14 protein-coding genes are annotated in these 16,415 nt (G+C 63.5%); 8 read left to right on the forward strand and 6 right to left on the reverse strand.

All coding sequences use genetic code 11. From position 1 onward, the window contains the following. The first annotated feature begins 159 nt into the window (after positions 1-159). The 3 genes from ACH79_RS01515 to ACH79_RS01525 all read left to right on the forward strand — a co-directional run bounded on the left by ACH79_RS01515 (position 160) and on the right by ACH79_RS01525 (position 2,914). Positions 160-1,083, forward strand: a complete 924-nt coding sequence (locus tag ACH79_RS01515; protein WP_161856165.1) for an ABC transporter ATP-binding protein — start codon at positions 160-162, stop codon at positions 1,081-1,083. Further along, the gene (locus ACH79_RS01520) at positions 1,080-1,841 is read left to right on the forward strand and encodes an ABC transporter permease (protein ID WP_161849434.1); all 762 of its coding nucleotides are present in this window, start codon (positions 1,080-1,082) and stop codon (positions 1,839-1,841) included. Before ACH79_RS01515 ends, ACH79_RS01520 begins: the two co-directional genes overlap by 4 nt. Before the next feature lie 284 nt (positions 1,842-2,125). Beyond that, on the forward strand, positions 2,126-2,914 hold the full coding sequence (locus tag ACH79_RS01525; protein ID WP_161849435.1) for a L,D-transpeptidase family protein: 789 nt from the start codon (positions 2,126-2,128) through the stop codon (positions 2,912-2,914). 44 nt (positions 2,915-2,958) lie between these two features. Here ACH79_RS01525 and ACH79_RS01530 read toward each other — a convergent pair whose 3' ends face one another. The 3 genes from ACH79_RS01530 to ACH79_RS01540 all read right to left on the reverse strand — a co-directional run bounded on the left by ACH79_RS01530 (position 2,959) and on the right by ACH79_RS01540 (position 6,195). Next, a complete protein-coding gene (locus ACH79_RS01530; protein WP_161849436.1) occupies positions 2,959-3,417 on the reverse strand; it encodes a DUF6691 family protein in 459 nt (152 codons plus the stop codon). Positions 3,418-3,420: 3 nt separating this feature from the next. Continuing rightward, positions 3,421-3,846: a YeeE/YedE family protein gene (locus ACH79_RS01535; RefSeq protein ID WP_161849437.1), complete on the reverse strand. Its 426-nt coding sequence runs from the start codon at positions 3,844-3,846 to the stop codon at positions 3,421-3,423. Positions 3,847-3,909: 63 nt separating this feature from the next. After that, a complete protein-coding gene (locus ACH79_RS01540) occupies positions 3,910-6,195 on the reverse strand; it encodes a spermidine synthase (protein WP_161849438.1) in 2,286 nt (761 codons plus the stop codon). Positions 6,196-6,363: 168 nt separating this feature from the next. Here ACH79_RS01540 and ACH79_RS01545 point away from each other — a divergent pair, with 168 nt between their 5' ends. Beyond that, entirely contained in the window at positions 6,364-7,965 is a 1,602-nt protein-coding gene (locus tag ACH79_RS01545) for an NAD(P)/FAD-dependent oxidoreductase (protein WP_161849439.1), read from the forward strand. Positions 7,966-8,271: 306 nt separating this feature from the next. Here the strand turns inward: ACH79_RS01545 and ACH79_RS01550 are convergent, their stop codons facing one another. Next, the gene (locus tag ACH79_RS01550; RefSeq protein WP_057862367.1) at positions 8,272-8,433 is read right to left on the reverse strand and encodes a Flp family type IVb pilin; all 162 of its coding nucleotides are present in this window, start codon (positions 8,431-8,433) and stop codon (positions 8,272-8,274) included. Positions 8,434-8,635: 202 nt separating this feature from the next. Between ACH79_RS01550 and ACH79_RS01555 the strand changes: the two genes are divergently transcribed. Continuing rightward, positions 8,636-9,526, forward strand: a complete 891-nt coding sequence (locus ACH79_RS01555; protein WP_161849440.1) for a 50S ribosomal protein L11 methyltransferase — start codon at positions 8,636-8,638, stop codon at positions 9,524-9,526. Positions 9,527-9,530: 4 nt separating this feature from the next. Here the strand turns inward: ACH79_RS01555 and ACH79_RS01560 are convergent, their stop codons facing one another. Beyond that, the gene (locus ACH79_RS01560) at positions 9,531-9,722 is read right to left on the reverse strand and encodes a hypothetical protein (RefSeq protein ID WP_161849441.1); all 192 of its coding nucleotides are present in this window, start codon (positions 9,720-9,722) and stop codon (positions 9,531-9,533) included. Positions 9,723-9,911: 189 nt separating this feature from the next. Here ACH79_RS01560 and ACH79_RS01565 point away from each other — a divergent pair, with 189 nt between their 5' ends. The 3 genes from ACH79_RS01565 to ACH79_RS01575 all read left to right on the forward strand — a co-directional run bounded on the left by ACH79_RS01565 (position 9,912) and on the right by ACH79_RS01575 (position 14,078). Then, positions 9,912-11,747: an aminopeptidase P family protein gene (locus tag ACH79_RS01565; RefSeq protein ID WP_161849442.1), complete on the forward strand. Its 1,836-nt coding sequence runs from the start codon at positions 9,912-9,914 to the stop codon at positions 11,745-11,747. A gap of 230 nt (positions 11,748-11,977) precedes the next feature. Next, positions 11,978-13,255 (forward strand): multidrug effflux MFS transporter, encoded by a 1,278-nt coding sequence (locus ACH79_RS01570; RefSeq protein WP_161849443.1) that lies wholly within the window; start codon positions 11,978-11,980, stop codon positions 13,253-13,255. 217 nt (positions 13,256-13,472) lie between these two features. Further along, on the forward strand, positions 13,473-14,078 hold the full coding sequence (locus ACH79_RS01575; protein ID WP_246738387.1) for a WG repeat-containing protein: 606 nt from the start codon (positions 13,473-13,475) through the stop codon (positions 14,076-14,078). A 184-nt stretch (positions 14,079-14,262) separates the two neighbouring features. Here the strand turns inward: ACH79_RS01575 and ligA are convergent, their stop codons facing one another. Next, positions 14,263-16,410, reverse strand: coding sequence for an NAD-dependent DNA ligase LigA (ligA, locus tag ACH79_RS01580; protein WP_161849444.1), 2,148 nt, complete (start codon positions 16,408-16,410; stop codon positions 14,263-14,265). Positions 16,411-16,415: the final 5 nt, after the last annotated feature.

Below are 16,415 nucleotides of genomic sequence, written 5' to 3' on the forward strand. Positions count from 1 at the left end.
AGGTCGCCGGCATGCCGAAAGCAGCATAATTTTTCCTCGTGCGATTGCATAAGCAGCATCGCGTTCCTATCTCCCGGTTCCCACCCCTCCTCCGCCTCGATCCGGCCGAAGCGCCGCTTCGACGCTGGCCACATTCCGTTTCAGACTGCCATGCTCGCGATGCCCACCATCATATCCGTCTCAAATCTGTCAAAGACCTACGGCTCCGGTTTCAAGGCGCTGAATGGTATCAATCTCGACATCAGGCGCGGTGAAATCTTCGCGCTGCTCGGGCCGAATGGCGCCGGCAAGACCACGCTGATCAGCATCATCTGCGGCATCGCCAATTTGAGCGAGGGCAGCGTCAGTGTCGGAGGACATGACATCAACAAGGATTATCGCGCGGCGCGCTCGCTGATTGGCCTGGTGCCGCAGGAACTGCATACCGACTCCTTTGAAACCGTGTGGGCGACCGTCAGCTTCAGCCGCGGCCTGTTCGGCAAGCCGAAGAACCCGGTCCATATCGAAAAGGTGCTGAAGGACCTGTCGCTGTGGGACAAGAAGGACTCCAAGATCATCACGCTCTCCGGCGGCATGAAGCGCCGCGTGATGATCGCAAAGGCGCTCTCCCACGAGCCGCAGATCCTGTTCCTGGACGAGCCAACCGCGGGCGTCGACGTTGAGTTGCGCAAGGGCATGTGGGACGTGGTGCGCGCGCTCCAGGCCTCCGGCGTCACCATCATCCTGACCACGCATTACATCCAGGAGGCCGAGGAAATGGCCGACCGCATCGGCGTCATCAACAAGGGCGAGATTATCCTGGTCGAGGACAAGGCCGGGCTGATGCAGAAGCTCGGCAAGAAACATTTGAAGCTCTATCTGCAGGGCAAGATCGACGCGATCCCCGCCTCGCTTGCCGCCTACCACCTCGAACTGTCGGACGACGGCCGCGCCGTGATCTATAACTACGACACCAAGGGCGAGCGCACCGGGATTACCAGCCTCTTGAGCGACCTCCGCGACGCCGGCATCCGCATCTCGGACCTCGACACCAGCCAGTCTTCGCTCGAAGACATCTTCGTCAGCCTGGTGAGGGCACCATGAATTTCCGGGCGATCCAGGCAATCTATCTGTTCGAAATGGCGCGCACCTGGCGCACGCTGCTGCAGAGCATCGTCTCTCCGGTGGTTTCCACCTCGCTCTATTTCGTGGTGTTCGGCGCCGCGATCGGCTCGCGCATCACCGAGGTCGAGGGCGTCAGCTACGGCACCTTCATCGTCCCCGGGCTGGTGATGCTGTCGGTGCTGACGCAAAGCATCGCCAACGCCTCGTTCGGAATCTACTTTCCGAAATTTGTCGGCACTATTTATGAAATCCTCTCGGCACCGGTTTCCTATGTCGAGATCGTGATTGGCTATGTCGGCGCGGCCGCGACCAAATCCATCATCCTCGGCCTGATCATTCTGGCGACCGCCGCGCTGTTCGTGCCGCTGCACATCCATCACCCCTGGTGGATGCTGACCTTCCTGGTGCTGACCGCAGTGACCTTCAGCCTGTTCGGCTTCATCATCGGCATCTGGGCCGACGGTTTTGAAAAGCTGCAGATGATCCCGATGCTGATCGTGACGCCGCTGACATTTCTCGGCGGCAGCTTCTACTCGGTGAACATGCTGCCGTCGGGCTGGCGCACCATCACCCTGCTCAATCCGGTGGTCTACCTGATCTCGGGCTTCCGCTGGAGCTTTTACGAGATCGCCGACGTCAGTGTGGCCCTGAGCCTCGGCATGACGCTCGGCTTCCTCGCCATCTGCATGGCGCTGGTGTGGTGGATCTTCAGAACGGGCTACAGGTTGAGGAATTGACCGACGTAGCCTGGATGGAGCGAAGCGCAATCCGGGAGGACGCCGCGGCACCGTTCCCGGATTTCGCTTCGCTCCATCCGGGCTACAGGCCTCGGCGCGCGCACTCGCGAAAATGTCAGCACTTCGCGCCCCATTGCGCCGTCCTGCCGCCTTGCTTGCGCCGTCGGGGGCGTTAACGATTACGGCCGCGGGCCACTGGAACCAGTGCCGGTTTCCGGGCATATTCGATGCTTGGGGACGGAGAGCCGGCGTTTTTAGTACAGGGCCCGGAGGCCAAAGGTAAAATGCGTTCCTTCCTCATTGCCGTCACCGCCCTGACGCTGTTCGCCTCGGGCGCCGTCCAAGCCAAGGTCGCCATCACAGTCGATAAGGACAACCAGCAGATGACCGTCGCCGTCGACGGCGTCGAGCGTTACCGCTGGCCGGTGTCATCGGGCCTTCCCTCCTACGAGACGCCGAACGGCAGCTTCCGCGCCTTCCGCATGGAGGAGGATCACTACTCCAAGGAATTCGACGAAGCGCCGATGCCACACTCGATCTTCTTCACGAAGATCGGCCACGCCATCCACGGCACGGATTCGGTCAACCGCCTCGGCTCACCCGCGTCGCATGGCTGCGTGCGGCTGTCGCGCGAGAATGCCGCCAAGCTCTTTGCGCTGGTCAAGGAGCAAGGCGTGCTCAACACCACAGTGACGCTGTCGGGTTCGTCCCAGGTCGCACTGGCGCGCAATCCGCGGCAGCGCGGCAATACGGCGGTCGCCCGCCGTGCGCCGCTGCCGCAATATGAACAGCAATACGATTCCGCCGCCGGCGATCCCGTCGTGATCACACCGCAACAGCAGCGCGTGTCGCCGCAGGCGCGGGCCGACGATGGCTACATCTATCCCGCCGATGGTACTTCGACCGAAGCGCGCTATCCCGCGCCCCCGAGCCGCCGCGTCTACGACACTCAGGCCTATCAGCAGCAGCCGCAATATTACGACAACCGCGGCTATGCACCGGCGCCGCAGGGCTACTATTACCAGCCGCGGCAACAGTACTATCAGCCGCGCGGGCTATTCGGTCAGAACTAGCCGGATGAAGAGGTGCGGTCGCAGACGGATCTGCGACCGAGGTCTCAGCCGTCGGTCGCGCTCGCAAGCTGCCGGTCGCGTTGCGCGGTCAGCCCCGACTGTTGCCAGGCGTCGTGAGCAATCATCCCTGCTGCCATCGCGACGACGAAAACGATGACCCCGGGCGACAATGTCGCGAGGCTCTCCAGCGCCGGTCCCGGGCATAACCCGACCAGGCCCCAGCCGATTCCGAACATCGCAGCGCCCGCCACCAGCGGCAGATCTAATCCCGATTTGCCCGGCCGGAAGTATTGTCCGGCAAACCAGGGCCGCGTGCCGCGATCGGCCAGCCGGAAGCCGGGCACCGAGACCGCAAGCGCCGCAACCATCACCACGAGCAGGCTCGGATCCCACGCGCCAAAGATATCCAGGAAGCCCAGCACCTTGGTCGGCTGCACCATGCCGGATATCAGGAGGCCCGCACCGAACACGAGGCCGCATAACAGGGGAGCAATGATCCACATGGTTCAGCCTCCCAAGACATGATGGGTGATGGCGACGGTAACGATCGCCATCACCATAAAGATGGCCGTGGCGGCAACGGACCGCGGCGACAGCCGTGCTACGCCGCAGATGCCGTGACCGGACGTGCAGCCACCGCCGAGTCGCGTGCCGAAGCCGACCAATAGCCCCGCCACGACAATGACGATCCAGTTCGACGGCAGCTTCGGCGGCGACATGCCGTAACCAATGAGGCCGGCGATGACAGGCGCCAGAATGAGCCCGGCGACAAAGGCGATGCGCCAGCCCTTGTCCTCGCCGCGCAAATTCAACAGGCCGCTGAAGATGCCGCTAATGCCGGCGATGCGCCCGGTCGATAGCATCAACAGGACCGCGGAAAGTCCGATCAGCGCGCCGCCGATCGCAGCCGACACGGGAGTGAAATTGGCCATCGTCGCTCCATCGGTTCAGGGCACACCATGATCATAGGCGCGCCCTGCCCGGCTGCAAGACGGCTATTCCTCGCCCTTTCTGAGCCGACGCCACACCGCGCCCAGCACATTGGAATAATCGTCGGTCCAGACCCGCTGGTCGTCTTCGGCCTCGGTGAGCGCCCACTGGTCGGAGGATGCGAGCTTGCCGACATCGGTCTCTTCCCGCGCCGAGACCACGACCGAGGTCGAGAAGATATATTCACTGTCGCGACCGGTATCCTCGCTGTAGACCCAGCTCTTCAGATCGTTGGCATCGGCGATGCCGACGACCACGCTCGACAGTTCCAGATGCCGATTGGAGACGTGCATCACCACCGCGCCCTGCGGCGCCAGCTTGGACTTGTAGATCTCCATTGCCTCTTCGGTCGCCAGATGAATCGGAATCGCATCCGACGAATAGGCGTCGACGATGATCAGATCATAAACGCCGTCGGGCTCGCGCGCGAAGGTCAGCCGCGCATCGCCGATCACGGGTTCGAGATTCGGCTCGCAGACCTGGATGTAGGTGAAATATTTCGGATCGCGGGCGGTATCGACCATGGTCTGGTCGATCTCGAAGAATTTCCACTCCTCGCCGGGTTCGGACGCGCAGACCAGCGTGCCCGAGCCGAGCCCGATCACCGCCACGCGCAACGGCGAGCCCTTGCGCGCGCGGATCGCGGTGATCGCCTGACCGATGCCGCCGTCCTTGTGGTAGTAGGTGATCGGCTCCGGCTGGCCGGTGACCGGCGTACCATCGTCGTTCTTGAATTTCTCGGCGCCGTGGATCGTGGTGCCATGCATCAGCACGTGATACTGGCCGTTCGGCGTCACCACGATCTTGTGGACGCCGAAAAAGCTGCGCACGGTTTCCACCCGCCCGTCGTCGGACGGATAGGCGCGCAACAGCACCAGCGCGACCACAACGGTTGCAAAAATCTTCCAGCGGTTGGCGTTGAGGCCAAGCGCCAGCAGCGCCGCCAGCACACCGACCGCGCCGATCATCCAGACGCGATGATCTTCCAGCCAGTTGAATACTTTCCCGGTCGACCATGTCGGCAGAAGCAGCGCCACCGCCAGCGCGGCGAGGAATGGCCAGTACCATTGGCTCCAGCGCGACAGGCGTTCGTTGCCGGGCGGTCGGCACAGCGCCGCCAACGCCAGCAGGATCGGATACTCCGCGACCCATGAGAAGGTGAACGGCGCAATCAAGCCGGCGAACAAGCCGCCGACCATGCCACCGAACGACAAAGCAACATAGAAGCCGGTGAGATATTTCGCCGCCGGGCGCGTGCGCGCCAGTTCGCCATGGCAGGCCATCGCAATGACGAAGAAGCAGAACTGATGCCCGCCGAGTGTCAGCAGCAGATTCTGCTCGCCGCCGAAGGCGAGCAGCACCACGGTGCCGGCGATCGCCAGCGGCTGCGCCAGCAGCATCCATTTGTGCGGCAGCAACGGCCGCGACTGGAACACCAGCACCCAGGTCAACAGATAGAGCGATAGCGGCAACACCCACAGTAGCGGCGCCGCGGCGACGTCGGTGGAAATATGCGCGGTCACCGCAATCAGCAGCCCCGACGGTACGGCGGCGAGGAATATCCAGCGTGCACGCAGCAGCCAGGATGGCGCCAGCGCGTCGGTGTCATCGGCCGGCATGTTCAGTTCCGCCGCCTTCGCCGGCGAGCGCAGCAGCAACACGCCGCTGGTTGCGATCAGCAGGATCAACAGGCCATAACCGCCAGTCCAGATCAGGTTCTGCGTGCGTAGCGTGAACATCGGCTCCAGCAGCACCGGATAGGACAACAGCGCCAGGAAACTGCCGATATTCGAGGAAGCGTAGAGGAAGTACGGATCGGGACCGTTGGGGTGTCCGGTGCGGACGAACCAGGCCTGCAGCAAGGGGTTGTTGGCCGCGAGCGCAAAGAACGGCAATCCGATTGACACCGCGAACAGGCCGAGCAGCCAGAGCGCATAGCCTGAAGTCGGCGGATCGCCCCACCCGCTCGCGATCGACAGCGGCAGCGTCAGCATCGCAACCGCGAGCAGCACCAGATGGACCGCCACCGGAAGCTTGCGGTTGCGGAGTTGCATCAGGAAATGCGCATAGGCGTAGCCGCCAAGCAGCAGCGACTGGAAGAACACCATCGCCACCGACCACACCGCAGGCGAGCCCCCGAGCCGCGGCAATACCATCTTGGTGAACAGGGGCTGCACCGAAAACAGCAGCAGCGCGCTGACGAAGATCGCGGCGGTGTAGACGACCAGGACCAGCCGGTTCCGACGTTCGGAAGGCAGGTCCGCTGAAACGGACAGATCGGAAGAAGTCATCAAAACTCCGGCTGGAAACCGGCGGGCACCGGTGGCGGGATGCCCGGCAGGGCCGCCGGCGGGCCGCAATGGAGCATAGGGCGACACGGCGAGCAATGCGGGATAAGAAAGCACGGATAGGGCGCTTCGCGCCCTTCCCGATCAAACCTTCTTGAAACTGAAGCTAGCATGAACGAGACGGATGTTGTCATCATTGGGGCGGGGCATAACGGCCTCACCTGCGCGGCCTATCTCGCGATGGCCGGGCTGCGCGTCAAAGTGGTGGAGCGCCGCAAGGCGGTCGGCGGCGCGGCGGTGACCGAGGAATTCCACCCCGGCTTCCGCAATTCGGTCGCCGCCTATACGGTCAGCTTGCTCAACCCGCAGATATCAGCCGACCTGAAGCTCGCCGAACACGGCTTGCGCATCGTCGAGCGCCACGCGCAGAATTTTCTGCCCGCGCCCGACGGCAGCTATCTCCTGACCGGTGAAGGCCGCACGCGGGCCTCAGTTGAAAAACTCAGCAAGCACGATGCCACGCGTATCGACGCCTTCTCGCGCGAACTGGAGGGCATCGCCGACGTGCTGCGGCAATTCGTGCTGCGCGCGCCGCCGAACCTCGTCGAGGGTTTTGGCATCGGTGCAATCCGCGAAGCGTTCAACGCCATGAGTACCGCCGGCATCCTGCGCAAACTCACGCTCGAACAGCAGCGCAGCCTGCTGGACCTGTTTACGCGGTCGGCCGGCGAAATGCTGGACGAGCGTTTCGAGAACGACCTGGTGAAGGCGCTGTTCGGCTTCGACGCCATCGTCGGTAATTACGCCAGCCCTTACGCCGCCGGCTCCGCGTATGTGATGCTGCACCATGCGTTCGGCGAGGTGAACGGCAAGAAGGGCGTGTGGGGCCACGCCATCGGCGGCATGGGCGCGATCACGCAGGCGATGGCGCGCGCGGCGCGCGGGGCTGGCGCGGAGATCGAAACCGAGGCCGGCGTGCGCGAGGTGATCGTCGAGAGTGGCCGCGCCGCGGGCGTGGTCCTCGACAACGGCGAGACCATTCGCGCGAAATATGTCGTCTCCGGCGTCAATCCGAAATTGCTGTATACGCGGCTGGTACCGTCGAACGCGCTGGCGCCGGAATTCCTTGAGCGCATCGGGCGCTGGCGCAACGCATCAGGCACTTTCCGGATGAATGTCGCGCTCAATGCCCTGCCTTCCTTCACCGCCCTGCCCGGCTCGGGCGATCACCTCACCGCCGGCATCATCCTCGCGCCGAGCCTTGGCTACATGGATCGCGCCTGGCAGGACGCGCGCAGCCACGGCTGGAGCCGCGAGCCTGTCGTGGAAGTGCTGATCCCCTCGACGCTCGACTCGTCGCTCGCGCCGGAGGGCCAGCATGTCGCGAGCCTGTTCTGCCAGCACGTCGCGCCGGAATTGCCGGACGGGAAATCATGGGACGATCACCGCGAGGAAGTCGCCGACCTCATGATCGCGACGGTGGATAAATTCGCACCGGGTTTCGCAGCCAGCGTGATCGGCCGTCAGGTGCTGTCCCCGCTGGATCTGGAGCGGCAATTTGGCCTGCTCGGCGGCGACATCTTTCACGGGGCGCTGACGCTCAACCAATTGTTCTCGGCGCGACCGATGCTGGGCCATGCCGATTATCGCGGGCCGCTGAAAGGCCTCTACCATTGCGGCTCAGGCGCGCATCCCGGCGGCGGCGTCACCGGCGCCCCCGGCCACAACGCCGCAAAGGTGATCCTTGGCGATCACCGCGCGCTCTTCGGATAGGCTGACAAGCACACCGCGTGGTGAACGAAATCCTAACCCGCCATGGCCGGCTCGTCTCCCGCCCACAAATGGTGTGGAACAGGCTGTGGACGGCCGGTGGGTAACGCGCGGGAAAGCCTGTGGATTGGTTGTCGAAAACCCGCCGTAGCGGCGGTGGAAGGCATCGGTATGGCTACCGGGATAACTGGATCAGCAGGGCCCCGCTCGACTGTGGATAAGCGGTGGAAATGACCGGCAATGCCGGCCCAAAAATAACGGACCGGGCGCGCGACGCGCCCGGTCCGTTATGCCCCCGATACTTGGCAATTACTTCAGCGACGAGCTGATAGTATCGAAGTTGGTGCTGAGCTTGGTGCCGAGACCGTTCACGGCGGTGATGATCGCAATCGCGATACCTGCTGCGATCAGGCCATACTCGATGGCCGTGGCTCCCGATTCGTCCTTGAAGAATGACTTAATGATCGACATTGGCTGGTTCCGACCTGGGTTGATGTTCGTGGAACCGAGGTTCCCCCTGCAGTTCCTGTCCCGGAACCTACTGGGATGAATCTAAGGCCGCGCTAACGTCGGACCCGCAACTTTTCCGAGTATTACAACGTGAAATTTGCTCAAATTTGAATGAATCACCCTACCACCAATCGCGCGCTCCTCCTTTCCTCCAGGCTCTTCAATGACTTATCTCGCGCCCACACATCGCGTCAATTTTGCCGTCGGTGACGAGCATACAGCCAAGGGTGTCGTCGATGTCCTGACCGAAGTTTTTTTTGAAGGCCAGGCCGCAATCGCCGCGTTCGAACGGCCGGATGGGCGATGGGACGTCACGGTGCATTTTGCGGAAGCACCCGACCAGGCGCTGATGCGCGAACTCGTGGCCAATGCCGCCGGCGCTGACATCGCCGCGGGCATCGTCTTCGACACGGTCGAAGCCAAGGATTGGGTCAAGGCCAGCCTCGAGGACCTCGTTCCCGTGCCCGCCGGCCGCTTCGTCGTCCACGGCCAGCATGACCGCGAGCGGATCGCACCCAACAAGCTCGGCATCGAGATCGAGGCGGCGCTGGCGTTCGGTACCGGCCACCACGGCACCACGCGCGGCTGCCTGCTGCTGCTCGATCATGTCCTGAAAGCCTGGCGCCCACGCCGCGTGCTCGATCTCGGCACCGGCACCGGCGTGCTGGCGATCGCCGCGGCCCGGGCGCTGCATGAAAAGATCCTGGCCAGCGATATCGATCCGCCATCGGTGCAGGTCGCGCGCGACAATGCGCGGCTGAATGTAGCGGGACATCTGGTGTGCGCGGTCCGCGCCACCGGCTTCTCGGCGCCGCAATTTGCACAAGCCGCGCCGTTCGATCTGGTGCTGGCGAATATTCTCGCCAATCCGTTGCGGCAACTGGCGGGGCCGATGGCGCGGCATCTGGCGCCGTCGGCGCTAGTCATCCTCTCAGGGCTGCTGACGCATCAGGCGCCCGCCGTCATCGCCGCCTATCGCGCCCGCGGGCTGGTGCCGGTCCGCCACCTTCGCATCGAAGGCTGGAGCAGTCTGTTGCTGCGCAAGGTGAACTGAAACTCTATTCGGACGGTCTGTTCCGATTGCGGGCGATGACGCCCTTCTCTCTCTGCAACGACCGCTTGACGCGCGCCTCCGCGAACCGGTCGAGGATCTGAACGATGACGCCGCGCTGTTTCTTGTTAGCGACCGGCGGCGCCGGACCGCGATCGACCGGCGGTGGCGTAATCTTCTCGAACATGAAAGCAGGCATGGTGTATCCCCTCTTCGTTGAGTTGAAACACTCCTGGAGCCTCCCGGTATTCTTGAGCCGAACGGCCTGGGGCGTAAAACCATTCGTCCGACTAACGCGGACGGATATAGTGAAGCACGGAATATGCCAAATTGTGGCGAACTCCGCCCGATTGCGGACGTCTCCGCCCAACTCTAAAGTGACCCGGCGATGTTCGAAGCCCATTTCCAGACATTCGAAGAACCCGAAGGCGGCGTGGCGCTCGCCGCACGTCTTGGCACCTTTCGCGAGGAACTGGCACAGCGGAAGCTGACCGGATTCGTGATTCCACGGGCAGATCAGCAGCAAAACGAGTATGTCGCGGCCTCCGAGGAGCGGCTGGCCTGGCTCACCGGCTTCACCGGCTCGGCCGGCATGGCGATCGTCCTGACGCGCGAGGCCGCTGTTTTCGTCGATGGCCGCTATACGCTGCAGGCCGCCAAACAGGTCGACCGCAAGGCCTGGCACATCGAGCCGCTGGCCGATCCGCCGCCGGAACACTGGCTGTCCCGGCACCTTGCGGCCGGCGACCGCCTCGGTTTTGACCCGTGGCTGCACACTTCGGCGGCAGCGGAGCGTCTGGCCGCCGCCTGCGCCAAGGCCGGCGCGGAGCTGATCGCGGTCGAGAGCAACCCGCTGGACCAGATCTGGACCGAGCGCCCGGCCCCGCCGCGCGGCCCCGTCGCCATTCATGGCGTGCAGTTTTCCGGCGAGATCGAGGCCGAGAAGCTCAAGCGCATCCGGCTCGAGATCAACAAGCTCGGCGTCGATGCGCTGGTGCTGTCGGATAGCCACGCGGTGGCCTGGACCTTCAACATCCGCGGCGCCGACGTCTCGCACACGCCGCTACCTCTGTCCTACGCGCTGGTGCCGAAGGACGGCCGCCCCACCGTCTTCATCGATCACCGCAAGCTTTCCAACGTGACGCGCGACCATCTCGAACAATCCGCCGACGTCAGCGAGCCCGACGCGCTGGTGCCAATGCTGACCGAGCTCGCGCGCGGTGGCACCGCAATCGCGCTCGACAGCGCTACCGCAGCCGACGCGCTGAGCCGCCTGATCGCGGCCGCCGGGGGAAAACCGGTGCGCGGCAACGATCCGGTCAGCCTGTTGAAGGCGGTGAAGAACATCACCGAAATCGAGGGCACGCGGACCGCGCATCAGCGCGATGCGGTGGCGCTGACGCGCTTCCTCGCCTGGATCGACCGCGAGGCCCCCTCCGGCGCGCTGACCGAGATCGACACCGTCGAGGCGCTGGAAACTTTTCGCCGCCAGACCTGCGCGCTGAAGGACGTCTCGTTTCCCACTATCGCCGGCACCGGGCCGAACGGCGCCATCGTGCATTATCGCGTCACCCGCAAGAGCAACCGGCGGATTTCGCCCGGCGATCTGCTGCTGATCGATTCCGGCGCGCAGTATGAAGACGGCACCACCGACGTCACCCGCACCATCGCGATCGGCAATCCTACCGACGAAATGCGCGACCGCTTCACGCGCGTGCTGCGCGGCCACATCGCAATCGCGCGCGCGGTGTTTCCCGACGGCACCACCGGCGCGCAGCTCGACAGCTTTGCGCGGCAATTTCTGTGGCAGGCCGGCCTCGATTTCGAGCACGGCACCGGGCACGGCGTCGGTAGCTATCTCTCGGTGCATGAAGGCCCGGCGCGGATTTCAAAACTCGGCACCACGCCGCTGAAACGCGGCATGATCCTCTCCAACGAGCCCGGCTATTACAAGACCGACGCCTATGGCATCCGGATCGAGAACCTCGAACTCGTCATCGGCACCGACGTGCCGGGCGCCGAGAAGCCGGTGAACGCCTTCGAGACGCTGACGCTGGCGCCGATCGATCGCCGCCTGATCGACGTCAACATGCTGAGCGCAACAGAACTGAAGTGGCTCAACGACTACCACGAGCGCGTCAACCGCGCGGTGCGTCCCCATCTCGACGACAACGCCACCAAGCTGTGGCTGGATGAAGCCACCGCGGCGCTGCTGCCGCTTTGAGCAAGTGTTGCCTAATGCCCGGCCGTCGTCCCCCGCGAAGGCGGGGGACCCAGTACGCCGCGGCCTATCGATTGAATCGCTGACGTTTCTGGAATACTGGGTCACCCGCCTCCGCGGGTGACGACAGCGGAGTGTGCTGTCCGAAATCGGCATGGCCGCATGCCGAAACGTCCCTATTCCCGCTGGGCCATCTGGGTAAAAGTCAGTTCAACCAACAGGATCTGAACTGAATGCACGGCGTTATGGGCAAGCCGCCCGGCGCGGCGGCGAATGCCGTTGCGACCTCGAAAATCACGCTGCTGATGCTGGTCGCGATGACCGGCGTCGCGCCGATCTCGCTTTACATGCTGGTGCCGGCGTTGCCCGTGCTGGCGACCACATTCGGCGGCGATATCTCGGTGGCGCAGATGACGGTGTCGCTCTACATGGTCGGCATCGCCTGCTCGCAGCTCATCATGGGACCGCTGTCGGACAAATTGGGCCGCCGCCCGGTGCTGCTCGCCGGCCTTGCCCTGATGGTGGTGGCCAGCATCGGCTGTTCGCTGGCGCAGACGCTGCCACAACTGATTGTCGCGCGCTTCCTGCAGGCGCTGGGCGGCGCCACCGGCATGGTGGTGAGCCGCGCCATCATCCGCGACCTCTACAGCCGCGACCGCATCAGCTCCATGATCAGTCTCGTCATTGCCGTCATGATGATGGCGCAGATGCTGAGCGCACTCGTCGGCGGTTTGCTGGAAACCGCGTTCGGCTGGCGCGCGATCTTCTATTTCATCACGGCGGCTTCGCTCAGCGTCGCGGTGCTGATCGCCATGGCGCTGCCCGAAACGCGCCGCGTCCGCAGCCAGAGCAGCAGTTTTCGTGGCGATATCAGCAGCCTGATCCGCAACCGCGCTTTCATCGGCTATGTGCTGTGCCAGGTGCTGGCGTCGCAGATCATTTTCATGTTCGCCGGCGGCGGACCCTACATCGTGGTGACACAGATGGGCCGCACCACGGCCGAATACGGCGCCTGGTTTGCGACGACGGGTTTCGCCTATCTGATCGGCAATGTGTTCTGCGTCCGCTTCGCGCCGCGCCAGCCGCTGGAGCGGCTGATCTGGTTCGGGCTGGCGCTGCAATTCGCCGGCGCCCTCTTGAACCTTGTCTTCAGCCTCACTGGCACCAATCAGGCGCCGCTCTGGCTGTTCGGTACCCAGATGATCGTGATGGTCGCCAATGCCTTCGTGATGAACAACGCCGCGGCCGGTGCCATCAGCGTCCGCCCCGAAGCCGCTGGCACCGCCTCCGGCGCCATGGGCTTTCTGCAGCAAGGCGTCGGCGCGCTGGTCTCGCAATTCGGCGCCTACCTCGGCGGCCACTCTACCACCACGTTGCCACTGACCGCCGCAATCTTCGCACTCTCGATCGCCTGCGCCTCGGCGATGTTCTTTCTCGTGCCGCGGCGAAACGTCGTAGTCAGTGAGGAACTGAAGGAGAAGGCGGAGGAGGAAGAACAGGGGATGTTATGAGGAGCGCGAAAATTGCCGGCACCGTCATTGCGTGCGCAGCGAAGCAATCCATAGCGCCGCTTTGGGGTAGATCGATTGCTTCGTCGCTTCGCTGACGAACCTGTCCTGCCTCACGACGCAATTGCCAGCCAAACAAATCAATCCCATTACTTTCTTACGCCGCAATGGGATTGCTTCGCTTCGCCCGCAATGAGGACTGCAACGACGAGCGTACATCATGCCTGATTTTCTCAAGATCGCTGCGCTGGGCGCCCTCCTCGTACTCTCATCCAGGCCGGTCATGGCGATTGACCGGGGCACGGTTACGCCGGCGGTCTTCGACTGCTGGGAGCCCGAGCGCATTTTCAAGCAATGCGCGGCAACCGGCCCCGACGGGCGGCCGCGCCTGAAGCGGGCCTTTTTGGCTCGACTTCGATATGACCGCGATGGGTTGGCTTCCGTCTTGCTAATGGATGGGACCGACAAGCAAAAAAGCCAATGGTATTACGTTCGACGCGGCGTCATCCCGGTGCCGGTCAAAGTGATGGATAACGGGCCGGACTATTTCGAGGACGGTCTCGCGCGATCGCCGGTCGGCGGCAAGATTGGATACATCGACCGCAAACTCAATCTCGTGATCCCGGCGACGTATGATGGCGCCTATCCATTCAAGGATGGAGTTGCCGTTGTCTGCACGGCTTGCACGCTTGTCTTTGACAGCACCGTCACTGAAGGCGAGCGTAGCTGGTACGAGGGCGGACAATGGGGACGCATTGACCGCAGGGGACGCGTGGTCTCACCCTTCCGGCCGTGGGAGAAAGGCAAGCGCTTCGATTTCGACTGACGGGTGAACTCTTGTGATTTTATCCGAAAGCCACTGCTCGCAGCTCTCCCTCCCGTCATTGCGAGCGGAGCGAAGCAATCCATCGTGCCACACGCTGAGAATGGATCGCTTCGTCGCGGAGCCTGTCATCGGGCGCGCATTCGCGCGACCCGTTGGCTCCTCGCAATGACGGCGAGAGAACCGCTCACTCCCCGATCAGCTTCAGCCACTCGTCCTCGGTCAGCACCTGCACACCGTGCTTCTTGGCCTCCGCCAGCTTTGATCCCGCGCCCGGCCCGGCGACGACATAGTCCGTCTTCTTCGACACCGAGCCGGCGGCCTTGGCGCCCAGCCGCTCAGCCTTCGCCTTGGCCTCATCGCGCGTCATCTTTTCCAGCGAGCCAGTGAACACCACAGTCTTGCCGGCGACGGCCGAATTGCTCTTTGGCTTTTCGGCGTCGATGATCTCGTTGAGTTCCTTCACCAGCCGCTCGACGATGCCACGGTTGTGGCTCTCGCCGAAATAGGCGGCGACGCTCTTGATCACGGTATCGCCAATCTGATCCAGGGCGTCCATCTCCGCGATGGTCTCCTCGTCGCCCTTGGCGACCGCAAGGCAGGCGTCGTGGAACGCGTCCCACGAACCGTAGCCGCGCGCCAGCGCCAGCGCCGTGGTCTCGCCGACATGGCGCATGCCGAGCGCGTAGATAAAGCGCTCCAGTGCAATGCGTCGGCGGTTCTCGATCGCAGCGAACAGGTTGCGCACCGAAGTTTCGCCGTAACCCTCGATCTCTTCAAGCTTGAGCTTGGCGTTGCGCTTCGGCAGCGTGAAGATATCAGCCGGTTCGGTCACCCATCCATGATCGAAGAAGTACTGAAGCTGCTTCTCGCCGAGCCCGTCGATGTCGAAGGCCCGTCGAGACACGAACAGCTTTAAATGCTCGATCTTCTGGAACGGACAGGCGAACTCGCCGGTGCAGCGGGCGCGCGAGCCCTCCTCGCCGGTGGCCGTCTCCTCGCGCACGACGTCAGTGTGCAGCGGGCACGGGCATTTCTTCGGGAAGTGAAACTCTTTTGCGCCTTTCGGCCGCTTGTCGATGACGACATCGACCACCTGCGGGATCACGTCGCCGGCGCGCTGGATCACGACGGTGTCGCCGATCCTGATATCGCGGCCCTCGCGCAACACTTCGCCCTTGTTGCCGATGCCCTTGATGTAATCCTCGTTGTGCAGCGTGACGTTCTGCACGATGACGCCGCCGACGCCGACCGGCTCCAGCTTGCCGACCGGCGTGAACGAACCGGTGCGGCCGACCTGGATCTCGATGTCGCGCAGCACTGTCATGGCGCGCTCGGCCGGAAATTTGTGCGCGACGCCCCAGCGCGGCGTGCGCGAAACGAAGCCCAGCCGCTCCTGCCAGTCGATGCGGTCGACCTTGTAGACGACGCCGTCGATATCGTAGTCGAGCTCGGCGCGCTGCTCCTCGATCTTGCGGTGGAAGGCGATGAGTTGATCGACCGAATGACACAGCTTGGTCAGCGGATTGGTCTTGAAGCCGCAGCGCTCGAACCAGTGGATCATGCCGGTCTGCGTGCCTTCCGGCATCGCGCTCATCTCGCCCCAGGCATAGGCGAAGAAGCCGAGCGGGCGCGATGCCGTGATGCTTGGGTCCTTCTGACGTAGCGAGCCCGCAGCCGAATTGCGCGGATTGGCGAAGATGGTGTCTCCCGCGGCTTTCTGGCGTTCGTTGAGAGCAAGGAACGCCTTCTTGGTCATGTAGACTTCGCCACGCACCTCGCAGATGTCAGGCACGTTGCGGCCCTTGAGCTTCTGCGGCACATCTTCCAGCGTGCGGATATTGGCAGTGACGTCCTCGCCTTCCGCGCCGTCGCCACGGGTGGCAGCGGTGACGAGTTCGCCGCCCTCGTAGCGCAGCGACATCGAGAGACCGTCGATCTTCGGCTCGGCGGAAAAGTCGACCTTGTCATCCGGCAGCTTCAGGAACCGTGTGATGCGGCCGACGAAGTCGATCACGTCCTGCTCGGCAAAGGCATTGTCGAGCGACAGCATCGGCAGCGCATGCCGGACCTTTTTGAACCGCCCCGACGGCGCGGCGCCGACCTTTTGCGACGGCGATTCCGCGCTGACGAGTTCGGGAAATCGTTTTTCAATGGCATTGAATCGCTGCCGCAACGCGTCGTATTCGGCGTCGGTCACGCTTGGCGCGTCTTCCTGATAATAGCGCTTGTCGTGCCCTTCGAGCTCCAGCGCCAGCCGCATGTGCTCGACCTTGGCCTGCGCCTTGGTGAGCTTTTCGACATCGACGAGAGTCTTTTTCGCTTTCACAGCCATGGCCG

This window comes from Bradyrhizobium sp. CCBAU 051011 (genome assembly GCF_009930815.1).
GTDB lineage: Bacteria > Pseudomonadota > Alphaproteobacteria > Rhizobiales > Xanthobacteraceae > Bradyrhizobium.

Excerpts from the sequence above, each read along its gene's own strand:
- ACH79_RS01515 (WP_161856165.1), top strand. The coding sequence starts at position 160 with ATGCCCACCATCATATCCGTCTCAAATCTGTCAAAGACCTACGGCTCC.
- ACH79_RS01520 (WP_161849434.1), top strand. The coding sequence starts at position 1,080 with ATGAATTTCCGGGCGATCCAGGCAATCTATCTGTTCGAAATGGCGCGC.
- ACH79_RS01525 (WP_161849435.1), top strand. The coding sequence starts at position 2,126 with ATGCGTTCCTTCCTCATTGCCGTCACCGCCCTGACGCTGTTCGCCTCG.
- ACH79_RS01530 (WP_161849436.1), bottom strand. The coding sequence starts at position 3,417 with ATGTGGATCATTGCTCCCCTGTTATGCGGCCTCGTGTTCGGTGCGGGC.
- ACH79_RS01535 (WP_161849437.1), bottom strand. The coding sequence starts at position 3,846 with ATGGCCAATTTCACTCCCGTGTCGGCTGCGATCGGCGGCGCGCTGATC.
- ACH79_RS01540 (WP_161849438.1), bottom strand. The coding sequence starts at position 6,195 with ATGACTTCTTCCGATCTGTCCGTTTCAGCGGACCTGCCTTCCGAACGT.
- ACH79_RS01545 (WP_161849439.1), top strand. The coding sequence starts at position 6,364 with ATGAACGAGACGGATGTTGTCATCATTGGGGCGGGGCATAACGGCCTC.
- ACH79_RS01550 (WP_057862367.1), bottom strand. The coding sequence starts at position 8,433 with ATGTCGATCATTAAGTCATTCTTCAAGGACGAATCGGGAGCCACGGCC.
- ACH79_RS01555 (WP_161849440.1), top strand. The coding sequence starts at position 8,636 with ATGACTTATCTCGCGCCCACACATCGCGTCAATTTTGCCGTCGGTGAC.
- ACH79_RS01560 (WP_161849441.1), bottom strand. The coding sequence starts at position 9,722 with ATGCCTGCTTTCATGTTCGAGAAGATTACGCCACCGCCGGTCGATCGC.
- ACH79_RS01565 (WP_161849442.1), top strand. The coding sequence starts at position 9,912 with ATGTTCGAAGCCCATTTCCAGACATTCGAAGAACCCGAAGGCGGCGTG.
- ACH79_RS01570 (WP_161849443.1), top strand. The coding sequence starts at position 11,978 with ATGCACGGCGTTATGGGCAAGCCGCCCGGCGCGGCGGCGAATGCCGTT.
- ACH79_RS01575 (WP_246738387.1), top strand. The coding sequence starts at position 13,473 with ATGCCTGATTTTCTCAAGATCGCTGCGCTGGGCGCCCTCCTCGTACTC.
- ligA (WP_161849444.1), bottom strand. The coding sequence starts at position 16,410 with ATGGCTGTGAAAGCGAAAAAGACTCTCGTCGATGTCGAAAAGCTCACC.